The sequence below is a fragment of the Clostridium sp. AF32-7AC genome (assembly GCF_003477925.1).
Lineage (GTDB): Bacteria > Bacillota > Clostridia > Lachnospirales > Lachnospiraceae > Otoolea > Otoolea fessa.
The window spans coordinates 219,175-232,453 of sequence record NZ_QUEG01000001.1 but is presented as its reverse complement, the minus strand read 5'-3'; the positions used below and the strand labels follow the sequence as shown (position 1 = coordinate 232,453).

Annotated in this window: 15 protein-coding genes and 1 pseudogene; 14 read left to right on the top strand and 2 right to left on the bottom strand. The window is 47.4% G+C overall.

What is annotated here, in order from left to right; translation table 11 throughout:
- The first annotated feature begins 41 nt into the window (after positions 1-41).
- The 14 genes and pseudogenes from DWZ45_RS01265 to DWZ45_RS01185 all read left to right on the top strand — a co-directional run bounded on the left by DWZ45_RS01265 (position 42) and on the right by DWZ45_RS01185 (position 9,987).
- Positions 42-215, top strand: coding sequence for a cysteine-rich KTR domain-containing protein (locus DWZ45_RS01265; protein WP_008724758.1), 174 nt, complete (start codon positions 42-44; stop codon positions 213-215).
- A gap of 490 nt (positions 216-705) precedes the next feature.
- Positions 706-1,215, top strand: coding sequence for a sigma-70 family RNA polymerase sigma factor (locus DWZ45_RS01250; RefSeq protein ID WP_002596252.1), 510 nt, complete (start codon positions 706-708; stop codon positions 1,213-1,215).
- Positions 1,216-1,310: 95 nt separating this feature from the next.
- A complete protein-coding gene (locus DWZ45_RS01245; RefSeq protein WP_002596253.1) occupies positions 1,311-1,742 on the top strand; it encodes a sigma-70 family RNA polymerase sigma factor in 432 nt (143 codons plus the stop codon).
- Between the two features lie 76 nt (positions 1,743-1,818).
- Positions 1,819-2,292: a sigma-70 family RNA polymerase sigma factor gene (locus DWZ45_RS01240; RefSeq protein ID WP_002596254.1), complete on the top strand. Its 474-nt coding sequence runs from the start codon at positions 1,819-1,821 to the stop codon at positions 2,290-2,292.
- 155 nt (positions 2,293-2,447) lie between these two features.
- The gene (locus DWZ45_RS01235; protein WP_002596255.1) at positions 2,448-3,479 is read left to right on the top strand and encodes an AAA family ATPase; all 1,032 of its coding nucleotides are present in this window, start codon (positions 2,448-2,450) and stop codon (positions 3,477-3,479) included.
- 516 nt (positions 3,480-3,995) lie between these two features.
- Entirely contained in the window at positions 3,996-4,961 is a 966-nt protein-coding gene (gene mobV / locus DWZ45_RS01220; RefSeq protein ID WP_002596256.1) for a MobV family relaxase, read from the top strand.
- An 8-nt stretch (positions 4,962-4,969) separates the two neighbouring features.
- Positions 4,970-5,824: a ParB/RepB/Spo0J family partition protein gene (locus DWZ45_RS01215; protein WP_002596257.1), complete on the top strand. Its 855-nt coding sequence runs from the start codon at positions 4,970-4,972 to the stop codon at positions 5,822-5,824.
- A 45-nt stretch (positions 5,825-5,869) separates the two neighbouring features.
- The gene (locus DWZ45_RS01210) at positions 5,870-6,100 is read left to right on the top strand and encodes a PC4/YdbC family ssDNA-binding protein (RefSeq protein ID WP_002596258.1); all 231 of its coding nucleotides are present in this window, start codon (positions 5,870-5,872) and stop codon (positions 6,098-6,100) included.
- Between the two features lie 70 nt (positions 6,101-6,170).
- The gene (locus DWZ45_RS01205; protein WP_002596259.1) at positions 6,171-6,362 is read left to right on the top strand and encodes a hypothetical protein; all 192 of its coding nucleotides are present in this window, start codon (positions 6,171-6,173) and stop codon (positions 6,360-6,362) included.
- Positions 6,363-6,416: 54 nt separating this feature from the next.
- Positions 6,417-8,274 (top strand): annotated as a pseudogene (locus DWZ45_RS01200) (recombinase family protein).
- Positions 8,274-8,519, top strand: coding sequence for a NifB/NifX family molybdenum-iron cluster-binding protein (locus DWZ45_RS14770; RefSeq protein WP_347475375.1), 246 nt, complete (start codon positions 8,274-8,276; stop codon positions 8,517-8,519). The pseudogene DWZ45_RS01200 and the gene DWZ45_RS14770 overlap by 1 nt, the downstream one beginning before the upstream one ends.
- An 86-nt stretch (positions 8,520-8,605) precedes the next feature.
- Positions 8,606-9,124: a rubredoxin-like domain-containing protein gene (locus DWZ45_RS01195; RefSeq protein WP_276530431.1), complete on the top strand. Its 519-nt coding sequence runs from the start codon at positions 8,606-8,608 to the stop codon at positions 9,122-9,124.
- A gap of 21 nt (positions 9,125-9,145) precedes the next feature.
- A complete protein-coding gene (locus DWZ45_RS01190) occupies positions 9,146-9,520 on the top strand; it encodes a desulfoferrodoxin family protein (RefSeq protein ID WP_117795958.1) in 375 nt (124 codons plus the stop codon).
- A gap of 182 nt (positions 9,521-9,702) precedes the next feature.
- Positions 9,703-9,987, top strand: coding sequence for an ABC transporter ATP-binding protein (locus DWZ45_RS01185; protein ID WP_147352785.1), 285 nt, complete (start codon positions 9,703-9,705; stop codon positions 9,985-9,987).
- A gap of 50 nt (positions 9,988-10,037) precedes the next feature.
- On the opposite strand, the gene DWZ45_RS01180 is transcribed toward DWZ45_RS01185, so the two are convergent.
- Both DWZ45_RS01180 and DWZ45_RS01175 read right to left on the bottom strand, forming a co-directional pair.
- On the bottom strand, positions 10,038-10,391 hold the full coding sequence (locus tag DWZ45_RS01180; protein WP_118467168.1) for an Hpt domain-containing protein: 354 nt from the start codon (positions 10,389-10,391) through the stop codon (positions 10,038-10,040).
- A 51-nt stretch (positions 10,392-10,442) separates the two neighbouring features.
- Positions 10,443-13,271 (bottom strand): transporter substrate-binding domain-containing protein, encoded by a 2,829-nt coding sequence (locus DWZ45_RS01175; RefSeq protein ID WP_118467166.1) that lies wholly within the window; start codon positions 13,269-13,271, stop codon positions 10,443-10,445.
- Positions 13,272-13,279: the final 8 nt, after the last annotated feature.

Sequence of the window (13,279 nt, the reverse complement as noted above, 5' to 3'; positions counted from 1 at the left end):
AAGTCATATAAAATGAGATTTGAAAGGATTAGAGACTAATTATGATGAAATGCGAATGGATATTGTGTCCTGTTTGTGGGAACAAAACCCGTAATAAAATTAGGAAGGACACTGTTTTGGAGAATTATCCCCTTTATTGTCCAAAATGCAGACAAGAAAGATTGATTAAAGTTGACAACTTGAAGATAACTGTCATCAAAGAGCCAGACGCTTAAGACGCAGAGCCGATGAAATTGTGGAACAATTCACGAATCATCGGCTCTTTTTGTTTCGTATTTGAAAGAACAAACTCACCAAATAAAAAAAACGATATTCGGGTGGGTTATTTTGTTATACCCTAAATTACCCTCTGAATTTGTTTTTAAATTTGGAGGGATTTTTTTATGTCCTTTTTTCGGGCAGTTATCTATCTGCTCATACGAAGCAAAATTTATCAATACATAGCATATCAGAGAACGGCAGGAAACCAGTTAAAAAAATTTCTGCCTATGCAACGGCACTTCCTGCCTTGAATGTAGAAGTACAATCTCCATACAACAGAATTAATATTTCCCATAACCGTAAAGGTCATAGAGCCTTTGCGGTTTTTCTTTTGTCGATTTTTGTTGGAAAGTGCCATAGGGCTATTAGTGGTGTTAGGTGTCGTTCGCCACCTCTCCATCTGGATTTTGAACATTTCAAAAATTCAGATGGGAGGTACTTACAGTGAAATACGCACCGAGAAAGGTATATATCAAGGAAAGCGGCAGATATGTGGAACTGTCCTATACGGATTTCTGCCGCCGCAGGGAATCCGACCAGACCTATATGGACAAGCTGTTTATCCCCATTCAAGGCTGTCTGCTTGAAGTCGTGAGGGAGCAATACACGGACTTCTACCGAGATAAGGAACGGTGGCGTTATCTGAAAAAATTAGATACGAAGAACAGCCTGCTTTCTCTGGATGGATTTACGGACAGCGAGGGGAAGCCTTTAGACTTTATCGCTGATGAAGCGGCAGACATTGCGGAAACCGTTGTCAATGCGGTTATGGTGGACAGGCTGAAAGCCGCCCTGCCTTTGCTGTCGGATAGTGAACAGGAATTGATACAGGCAATCTTTTTTGACGGACTTTCTGAGCGTGAAGTCGGGGCGAGGTTCGGCATAACCCAGAGCGTTGTGAACAAACGCAAAGCCAGAATCCTAAGAAAACTAAGAAAGATAATAGAAAATTAAAATTTAAGGCGTTCAGCCCCCTTGTTTTTTCCTTTGGGAAAATGAGGGGGTTTTTCTCTGCCCTCTCAATCAATTCTGATTGGAGGAAAAGAAGCATGGCATATAACCACGGACGGGAGGACAGGAAATGGCGTATCTGGAAAGAAGCGGAGGAAAAGCTGCTGCGTGAGTGCGGCGTTGATGAAGCGACCATTGAGCAGATACGCATTGCGGACAGGGCAGACTTCAATTCCAACAGGCGGTTTTACCGATGGACGAATGACATTGCGGAATACCTTGAGGACATGGCAGACAGGGAGCGGCAGACGGAAGTGGGTACGGTTGCGGAGTTACTGGACGAGATTGAGAGCGAAAATCTCTATCAAGTATTAGTCGCGGTGGACGGGCGTACCTTGAAAATCGTCCTGCTGAAAATGCAGGGGTATTCCACAAAGGAGATTGCCCCGCTCGTGCATTTGACGACTGGTGCCATCTATGCGAGGTTAGACCATCTGCGGAAGAAGCTACGAAAATTTTATAGCGTCTAAAACAGCCTGCCGTCCTGCGGGCTACTGGGTGAGGGATGGAAATCCCCTCACTTATTTTTTGCAGGAGGCAAGCGGGATGGCATACAGAGTTAAGGCGTACACGCTTCGGGAGGAATCCACGGAAAGCGGCACAAGGTATTTTATCAGCTTTAAGGACGGGCAGGGCAAATCCCACGAGTTGGAAGTGTCGGAACAGTTCTTTATGGAGTTTCGGCAGATGGAACGCAGGAACAGGAATCTCCTCCAATGGGACGAGCGGCACAGGGAGTTTTCGGAAGTATGGGACGAAACGCTGAACAGGCGGGCGTTGAAGCTGCCTAAGAGCATAGAGGAACAAATGATTGAGGCAGAACGGGCAGAACTGCTCTGTAAGGCGGTTGACGGACTGCCAGAGATACAAAGGCGGCGTTTCCTGCTCTACTACGAGTATGAGTTCAATTTTTACCAAATCGCCGCTATGGAGCATTGCACCGCTTCGGCAATACAGAAATCTGTTGCGATTGCAAAGGAGAAAGTAAAGGCGGAAATGAGGAAGTATCTCCAACCGTGACCGACACCGCCCGAAAAAGAAATCTGTTTTTTATTTGTGTGGGATTGGCGGCATTACATACTCTCACTTTTTCTTCGTGGGAGTAAATCTATTTTTAAGGAGGTCAACGCCTATGTGCAACGAAAACAAAAACACCGCCCGAAAGGAGGAAAGCCATGCAGAAGTTACAGACAGTCAACGCCGAAACGCTCCTTTATGAACCGCTTGAGAAGCCGTCCTTTGTGGTGGACAGCCTTATCCCCACAGGCTTGTCGCTGTTCTGCGGCTCACAGAAGATAGGAAAGAGCTGGCTCATGCTGAAGCTATGTTTATGCGTGTCGCAGGGACTTCCCTTGTGGGATATGCCGACAATGGAGGGCGACGTGCTTTACCTCTGCCTTGAGGACACGTTCTGCCGTATACAGGACAGGCTGTTCCGATTGACGAACGAAGCGAGCAGGCGGCTTCACTTTGCCGTGGCAAGCTGCAAGCTGTCAGACGGTCTTATCGTGCAGCTTGAAGATTATCTGAAAGATTACCCAAACAGCAGGCTTATTGTCATTGACACTTTGCAGAAAGTCCGTACAGCTTCAAAAGACAATGCCTACGCAAGCGACTATGGGGACATCTCACTAATCAAAGACTTTGCCGACAGGCATTCATTGGCGGTCATTGTCGTACACCACATCCGAAAGCAGAATGACAGCGATGTGTTCAACAAGGTGTCTGGGACGACAGGCTTAACGGGGAGTGCGGACGCTACCTTTGTTCTGGAAAAGGAGAAACGGGCATCCGACACCGCCAAGCTGTATGTGACGGGCAGGGACACGCCCTATCAGGAATACACGCTGCGTTTCCGTGATTGCAGTTGGGAACTTGTGGAGAGAAAAACGCAGGAGCAGCTTGCGAAAGAAACGATACCAGACGTCCTTTTTCGGTTGGTGGATTTTATGAGGGATAAGGAAGAATGGGCAGGCACGGCAACGGAGCTGTTAGCCGCTATGAGGGAAACGGAAACCATACCCACGGTGATTACGAAATGGCTCAATGAATACCGCACCACATTTTTAAATGAGAACCATATCGTTTATCAGTACAGCCGCAAAAAACACGGCAGGCAGATTTCGCTTGCAAAGCGGGCGGGTGACAGCGGTGACGGTGGTGACAGCGATATTGGGATACCCCCTGTTACTGTCATTGACGCTTAAAGCCGTGTAAAGCTGGCGACTCTGCCCTGCGGGTGACAGCGGTGACGGCGGTGACAGTGATTTTAGGATACCCTGCCGCTGTCATCCCTGCGGGAGAACACCCCGTAAACGCAAAGTGCAGGCGTAGGATTTACCCGCCCTTTTCGGCGTGTAAAACCACCCCTGCGGTCAGAAAAATCCTTCCGATTTTTCCGACTGCGTTTACAGGGTGTAACACACTACACTTTGCCCTGCAAAGTCGTGTGCCAGACGTTCCCTCTGGACTCCCTTATGGCAGGTCTTACGCCCTGCTTATCCTACGCTCCACGCTTCGGATAAAAGAATGGCAGCATGACGGTGACGGCTCTTGCGAGGGGGTATTCCAAAAACACCGTCATCATCGACATGACCGTCATGCAGGGAATAAGGGTGACAGTTGAGGCAGTCGGTAGGGGGTATCCCAAAACTGCTGTCACCGCCGTCACCGCTGTCACCCAAAGGGCAGTTTACCCGCCGAAGAAAGGAAGATGATGAATTATGCCCTATGCAATCCTGCGTTTCCAGAAACGCAAAGCGGGCGGCGTTGCGGCTTGCGAACGCCACAACGAGCGTAAAAAAGAAGCCTATAAAAGCAATCCAGATATAGATATGGAACGCTCGAAAGATAACTACCATCTTGTGAATCCGCCGAGGTACACCTACAAGAAAGAGATTAACCGCATGGTAGCCGAAGCAGGGTGCAGGACGAGGAAAGATAGCGTGATGATGGTGGAAACGCTTATCACGGCTTCGCCAGAATTTATGAACAGCCTGCCGCCCAAAGAACAGAAAGCGTATTTTACGATGGCTCTGGATTTCATTTCAGAGCGTGTCGGGGAGAAAAATATCCTCTCCGCAGTCGTCCACATGGACGAGAGAACGCCGCATATGCACCTCTGTTTTGTGCCGATTACACCAGACAATAAGCTGTCTGCCAAAACAATTTTAGGCAATCAAAAGAGCCTGTCCGAATGGCAGACCGCCTACCATGAGCGGATGTCCTCACGGTGGAATCAGCTTGAAAGAGGTCAGTCCTCAATGGAAACGAAGCGGAAACATGTCCCCACATGGCTCTATAAGTTGGGCGGCAGGCTTGATAAACAGTATGAGGAAATTGTGTCTGCACTGTCCGACATCAACGCCTTTAATGCAGGGAAGAAGCGTGACAAGGCTCTGGAACTGATTGCGGCATGGCTCCCAGACGTGGAGAAATTCTCAAAGGAAATCAGTAAGCAGAGTGCCTATATCAATAGCCTAAAGGAGCAAATCGGGCAGGAATCAGACTATGCGGGGCGTATGCGTGATGAAAAGTATGAGCAGGAACTAAAGGTGCAGAAAGCGAACCAGAAGATATTTGAGTTGCAGAGAACCAACGAGCAGATGGGGCGGCTGCTCTCAAAGATACCGCCCGAAGTGTTGGAAGAATTGCAGAAAAACCATAAAAGCAGAGCGAAAGAAAGGTAGATATGTGAATGAAGAAACAGGATTTTAAGGTGTTAAAGACCAAAGACTTGTACCCGTTTCCCGACAATCCGTTTCATGTGGCAGAGGATGAAACGCTGTCAGAATTAGCGGAAAGCATCAAGGAATTTGGCATTGTCACGCCGATAATCACACGCCCGAAAGAGGACGGGAACGGCTATGAAGTGATTGCAGGGCAGCGGCGTGTCCGTGCGTCTGAACTTGCAGGGATAAATACCGTGCCTGCGTTTGTCCTGCCCTTAGACCGTGACCGAGCCATCATCACCCTTGTAGACAGTAATTTACAGCGTGAGAATATCCTGCCATCAGAGCGGGCGTTTGCCTACAAGATGAAATCCGAAGCCATGAAGCGGCAGGGTTTCCGCACAGACTTAACCTCGTCACAAGTTGTGACGAAGTTGCGGACGGACGACAAGGTGGCACAGGGCTTCGGCGTAGGCAGGATGACCGTACAAAGATTTATCCGTTTGACGGAACTGATACCGCCGATTTTGCGGATGGTGGACGAGGGGAAAATCGCCCTCACGCCTGCGGTGGAACTGTCCTTTTTGAAGAAAGACGAGCAGGAAAACCTCTTTGCCACGATGGAGAGCGAAGAAGCAACGCCCTCACTCTCACAGGCACAGCGGATGAAAAGCCTAAGCCAGAGCGGGCGGCTTGACATGGATACGATATTTGCAATTATGACGGAGGAAAAGGGAAACCAGAAAGAAACCTTGAAAATCAACACAAGCAAGCTGAAAAAGTATTTTCCGAAGAACACAACGCCGAAGCAGATGGAGGAAACCATCATTAAACTTTTGGAGCGTGAATTGCAGAGGAAACGGGGCAGGGACAGCCGCTAATCTTCTCTTTTCGGGAGGTAAATGCAGAAAATTGAGGTATGAAGAATGAAAGAAATCCAGTATGAGATTGTAAAGGAAATCGCCGTATTGTCTAAGGGCGACAGCGGCTACACAAAAGAAATCAATCTTATCTCATGGAACGGAAGAGAGCCGAAATATGACATCCGCAGCTTTTCCCCGAACCGTGAGAAGTGCGGAAAGGGTATCACGTTGAACGCTGATGAAGCAGCAGCACTCCTTGAAGCATTACAGAAAGAAGTAAACAGCGGGGATTGATGGTATCTGATTGACAGGGCGGGGCGTTTCCAGACGTTCTCCTGCCCTGTCTGGAAAGGAAGATTTAAGTATGGGCGAGGATAAGAAAGCAGATAAAAAGAGAAAGCGTATCGTGCCGAAAGCACCAGTTCAGATGATAATCAGCCGTGAATATGTCGGCACGCAGACAGTCACAGAAGCGTTTATCCCGATTATTTCCGAGGATATTCGGAAGAAGATTGCCGAGGGCGACACCTTCGACAATGAGGGGCTGTCCGCTTAGAATGTACGCAATGGAACATGAAAACAGATAGGACAGATATGGAGGTTTTACAGTATGGCAGGAATAAGAATGGAGAACAAGATTTATGAAGTCGGCATGTACTGCCGCTTGTCAAAAGACGATGGCACGGATAACGAGAGTGCGAGCATTGCGACACAGAAATCCATCCTCACGGATTATGTGAAAAAGCAGGGATGGCACTTAGCAAAAACGTATGTGGACGACGGTTACTCTGGTACAAATTTCCAAAGACCAAGTTTCCAGAACATGATTAAGGACATTGAAAGCGGTCTGATAAACTGCGTTATCACGAAAGATTTATCTCGTCTGGGGAGGAACTATCTTGATTGCGGACTGTATCTGGAAGTGTTTTTCCCAGAGCATAATGTGAGGTATATAGCGGTCAATGACGGCGTGGACACGCTCAATAAATCCGCTATGGACATCACGCCTTTCCGCAACATCCTAAACGAAATGTATTCCGCCGATGTGTCGGTCAAGATAAAATCGGCGTACCGAGCGAGGTTTCAGCAGGGGAAATTCATGGGGACGACAGCACCATACGGTTACGTCAAAGACCCCGCCGACCACAACCATCTGCTGATAGATGACAAAGTTGCCCATGTGGTAAGGGAAATATTTGACCTTGCGTTAGCGGGCAACGGAATCGCCAAAATCCGCAAGCACATCAACAAACAGCATATCTTACGCCCCGCCGCTTATGCGGCGGAGCAGGGGGCAACAGGCTATGAGAGGTATTTTGAGGAGAATGAGGAGAACCGTTATATTTGGAGCGAGAACAGCGTAAGGGGCATTTTAAGAAGCCCGATATATGCGGGAAACCTTGCAGGCTACAAGCGGATTGCCGCCAACATGAAAAGCAAGAAACGCCCCTCTAAGCTGCCCGAAGAATGGGAAGTGATACCAGACACCCATGAGGGGATAGTCACGCAGGAGGAATTTGATACCGTACAGCAGCTTATTACAAGCCGCAGATTACCAGAAAACAAGGGCGGCTTTGAGAACATCTTTGCAGGCGTTATTAAGTGTGCGGACTGCGGCTATGCGATGCGGGCTATGAGTGCCAACAGGAGGAAACGCCCCGACATCATCGACTGCGTACAATATTCCTGCAATAATTATGGCAGATACGGTAATATCATGTGTACCGCACACAGCATTGAAGCGAGGGACTTGTTCAACGCTGTCCTCACCGACATCAACCGATTTGCGGATATGGCAGTCAATGATGAAAAGGCAGTGAGGGCGATTGAAAAGCGGCTCACGGAAACAGACCAGAGCAAGGCAAAGGCACTGGAAAAGGAGCAAAGAAAACTGAACAAACGCCTTGCAGAACTGGACAGGCTGTTTTCCTCACTCTATGAAGATAAGGTGATGGAGCGTATTACCGAGCGGAATTTTGAGATGATGTCGGGAAAATACCAGAAAGAACAGCTTGAAATTGAAGCAAGGCTGAAAGAGGTAACGGAAACGCTCAGCGACAGCTATGAGAAGACGCAGGGTGTCCGTGATTTCCTCTCCCTAATCCGCAACTATCAAGGCATTAAGGAACTGGACGCAACCATCATAAACGCACTTATAGACAAGATACTTGTTTCGGAACGTGAGAAACTTACAGACGGAATGGTGCGGCAGGAAATCAAGATTTATTATAAATTCATCGGCTTTGTCGGTGAATTACATATCACACCGACAAAGCGGTGGACTGCGTTAAAGCCTAAGAATTGTACGGTGTGCGGTGTTGAATATGTTCCCCGCTCTGGCATATCGAAGTATTGTCCTGCTTGTGCCAAGAAGATACAGAGGGAGAAATCAAACGAGAGCAAACGCAGGAGCAGGGAGCGAAACAGACAGGCATGTATTGAACTGTCCGCAAAAAATGACCGACTGATGCAGAACGGCGTGGACACTTTGATTTGCGGGGGCATCGGCGGCGGTGCCCAGGCAGCTCTGGCCGAAGCGGGCATCAAGCTCTACGGCGGTGTCAGTGGGGACGCTGACGCAGCAGTGAGCGCATTGCTCAGCGGAAATCTGGGCTATGACCCCAATGTTCATTGTGATCACCATGACCATGAGCACGGCGAGTCTGGTCACACCTGCGGTAACCACGGCTGCGGCAAGCATAGCTGCCATTGATATGGAACGAACACTGACACAGCTTCCGTTCTGGTCATCCTTGACCGAACACGAAATGGAAACGCTTTTCTGATGTGATGTGGGCGATGCAGCAGATCATGTTCAAGGGATTGGATCGGCGGCTGGCAGAGTTTCTCCTTGCCGAAGCGGAACGTACTGACTCCGACACGATACACATGACCCATGAGCAGATCGCGGCGTTGTTCCTTAAAACCGCTGACAACGAAAAGGAACATGCTAAGCTGTGGTTCAAAGAACTGAACGGCATTGGCGATACCTCTGAAAATCTTCTCTCTGCCGCTGAGGGCGAGAACTACGAGTGGACGGATATGTACGACGGCTTTGCCAAAACCGCCGATGAAGAAGGCTTTCATGAACTGGCGCAGCGCTTCCGTCTGGTTGCCGCTATTGAAAAGCACCATGAGGAGCGCTACCGTGCCCTGCTGCACAATGTGGAGATGGCGGAGGTCTTTGCAAAGAGTGAGGTCAAGGTATGGGAGTGCCGCAACTGCGGCCACATTGTGATCGGTGAGAAAGCGCCGGAAGTCTGCCCTGCCTGCAATCATCCCCAGAGCTATTTTGAGATCCACGCGGAAAATTATTAAAGAAAGAAAAGGAGAATCATCATGGAGCAGAAGTTTTACATTTGCAAGCATTGCGGTAACATCATTGCCAAGGTCAAGGACACGGGCGTTCCCGTCATCTGCTGCGGCGAGCCGATGAGCGAGATCGTTCCCGGCACCACCGACGCCGCCGTGGAGAAGCATGTTCCCGTCTGGACGGTAGAAAACGGCATCGTCCATGTCAAGGTCGGCTCCTTGGAGCATCCTATGCTGCCGGAGCACTACATCGAATGGGTATCTCTCCAGACCAAGCAAGGCAATCAGCGCAAGGAACTGCATCCCGGCGAAAATCCGGAGGTCTGCTTCGCTCTCTGCGAGGGCGATGAAGTCGAAGCGGTCTACGCTTATTGCAACCTCCATAGTCTGTGGAAAGCGTGATTCATCTTTCAAAAATCTGTTGCCATTTCTCAACCCCTATCGCGGCAAGTGTGTATTCATCCTACTTGTCACGCTGGCGAATGCGGCAGGCGCTTTGCTGATCCCTACCATCACCGCCGACAAGATCAACATTGCCGTGGAGGGCAGACACATGGATTGCGATCCTCGGCGGTGGGATGCTTATGAAAGGCAGCCTGACCCCCGGCACGTTCCAGGCCTTTTTCCAGTACATGAACATGTCCAGCGAACCGATCACAGAGCTTTCCTATATGACAAACTCTCTGCAATCGGCGCTGGCCTCCATGGAGCGGGTATATGAGCTGCTGGATGAGCCGGAGATGGAAGCAGAGCCGGAAGCACCGAAGCGAATCGGCCATGCGCTGGGAGCGGTGGAGTTTTCCCACGTTCGCTTTGGCCAATTATTGGTGAATCGACATTTTGTTTCCTTTATCCACTCATTTTTATGATGTTCCAAGCACTTGATTCAAGGCAGAAAGTCATGTCGCATTACTTAATACTACAGCCCCTTCTTTATTTCTTCAATTGTCATCTCATATACTTCTGTTACTTTTTCCATTGCTTCCGATATCCCCGGCTGCTCTCCGGTTCCATCTCTCAAAAGTTCTATCAACTCATGACTAACCTCATACAGACGGTCAAAAGAAAGATTCTGACACACCCCTTTCAGTGTGTGTGCACCGCGGAAAGCATCTTCATAATTTTTATTTTCCAATGCCTGTTTTAACTGTATATAACTCTGATCTTCAAGGAACTTTAATGCAAATCTCCGAATCAGTGCTTCGCTGTGAAGGCGTCCCAAGACAGCTTCATAGTTTCCTCCAATAGCTTCGTAACACTCTTGCATTGTCATATTTTAGTCCTCCTGTCAATTGTATTCCACTAATTCATGAACCTCTGCGAATCAATTATATACATACCTTAAAATCGTTTTTATAACTTCATCAATCACAATCGGCTTTGACAAATGTGCGTTCATTCCTGCATCCAGTGATGCCTGAACATCTTCTGCAAATGAATTAGCTGTCATTGCTATAATAGGAATGTTTTTTCCATCCGGTCTGTCATTCATTGCCCTGATTGCTTTTGCTGCTTCATAACCATTCATTTCATGCATCATGATATCCATCAGGATTACATCAAATGTGCCTTCCGGATGATTTCTGAAAATCTCAACAGCATTCTTTCCATCCACAGCTCTTTCTACATTCATCCCGAACTCTTCCAACTGCACGGTAGCAATCTCTGCATTCAGTTCATTATCCTCTACAAGAAGGACATTCACACCTGTAAGATTTACCTTTTCAGAAAAACCTGTGTCTGACTTATTACATTCCTTATCTGTAATTTCCAAAGGAATATCCACAGTAAATGTGGTTCCCTCATGCTTTTTACTCTGCACGGAAATAGTTCCACCCATCATATCTACATACTTCTTTACGATAGCCATCCCCAGTCCAACTCCATGGTACTGCGTTCTCACATCGGAATCTTCCTGCGCAAATTCCTCAAAAACTTCTTTTGTAAATTCCTCACTCATGCCAATACCAGTATCCGAAATGCGATAACGCATATTTATATATCCATCCCCGCCCTTTTCCTGACACCGGGCTTCAAATGTAATCGTCCCTCCATCCGGAGTGAATTTTACGGCATTGCTCAGAATATTGACCAGCACATCACGCAGGCGTGCAGGATCCGCAAGCACATTTGGAATCTTTGCTTCTTCACGCCGAATCTTAAAGTTGATATCCCTGTTCGTAAGAAAACCTTTTGTAATATCCAATGCAGAATCTGTAATGTTTTTCACATCCGCCGGTACCGGATTGTAATTCACTTTTCCACTTTCGATGCGGGTCAGATCTAATATATCATTGATCAGCGACAGTAAATGCTCTGAGCTTTCGTCAATCTTTTCCAGACAATTTTTCACTTCGTCTGACGGATTATTTTTCATTGCAATACCGGTAAATCCTATGATTGCATTCATCGGTGTCCTCATATCATGGGACATATGTGACAGAAATGCTGTTTTTGCCTTGTTTGCAGCCTGTGCCTGCTCTGCCAGTTCCGCCATTTCCTCAGCTTTCTCCTGGGCCGCCTTCTGAGCTTTTTTTCTTGCACTGAGACGCACCATTGTCACAGCCATAGCAGTCAGCAGCCATCCAAAAATAAGAAGAACCAAAACAGTAACAACAGGATGCAGACGGATCCAGTCAACAAATGTCAGCTCTGTTGCTTTGTATGTGGTATACTGTGCTGCAAGATCTTCAACAAGATTTTGGGGCATGGCATACATTGCTTTCGTCAGAATACCAGCCAGCGCATGGTTCTCAGTTGATGAAATTACCATGCGGTAGGTGAATGTAGGCTGTTCCAGCAGAGTATATGTCATGGTGCCTGTAGTGTCACTGTTCACAAACGCCTGTGCCATGTAATAGTAGACGAAGGCAGCATCTGCTTTACCCTTACGGACAGCTTCCATCATTTCCTGTCGGGTACTGCACATCAGTTTTTCTGCACCGGGTGCCATTGCATCTTCAATTGAATTTGATACTGTCTGGTCAACAGTAGTAACAACATTAATTTTCCCATCAAAGTCACGCCGTGTCACCCTTGCCAGCTGCATCGTAATGAAAGGTGCAGTAATCCCCCATTTTTTCGTCTCAGCATAGTTATCTGTTTCCAGGCGTGCATCGATGCTCATATCTGTGGTTTCCTTATTTTTCTGATAAGCAATATACTCATCTCTGGTGACAGGTGTAAGAAACTCATAGGAAATCCCGGCATAGTCTGCAATTTTCCGGAAGTAATCCGGGATAATACCCTTCATCTCACCATTTTCATTATAAGAATATGGATAACGGGTCGGATCACACAGAACATGAAGCGGGTTGTCCTTGGAATACTGTGAAATAATACTTTTTTCTTTCTCCGTATATTCCAGATTCTTAGTTTCTATGCTTTCATAATTTTTATTGTAAAGCGTCGTTTTCCAGTCACCCTCAACCGCATTCATCTGATCGATCGCATAATTGATCTCATTCAGCAATTCTGTATTGCCCTTTTTAACAATGACATAGAAATCGCTGCTGCCAAATTTCTCCACGATTCGCTCATTGTTTGTTTTTCTCAGAGAACTGGTAACAATCGCATCAACTTTTTCGCTCTGAAGGGCTTCATCCATTTCTGTGGTCGTATCAAAATAAGATGGAACATATGTAAATCCTTTGTTGTCTGCAAAATCCGCAAACTCTTCATTCCGGGTGTTTCCGTTCAAAAGCGCCACACGCATACCGTTGTAAGTGCTGTAATTGCCGTCCACAATCGTGCTGTTGTCACTGCGGACGGTCAGCATCCCATAATTGGTTCCGATTGGACGTGAAAAATCAAACTTTTCTTCTCTGTCCGGTGTTTTGCGGGCAGATGTTACCATGTCAATCTCGCCATCTTCAAGCATCTGCTGCATATCATCCCAGCTCTTATCATATCCGACATATTCGTAATCTACATCCCAATAACGGGCCATCAGCCGAAGAAAATCATAGCCATACCCGCTGCGGTTGCCTTCTTCATCCATCACATGATAACCATCCATGGCAAAGAAACCGACTTTGACAGTTTCATGCTGCGAACTGTCCTCGGCTGCATATGCGGTCTGGGGAGAAAATATCATACACACGCATACAAAAGCCAGTAACACTGCCACATATTTCTTTGCTCTCGAAATCATATTAAATC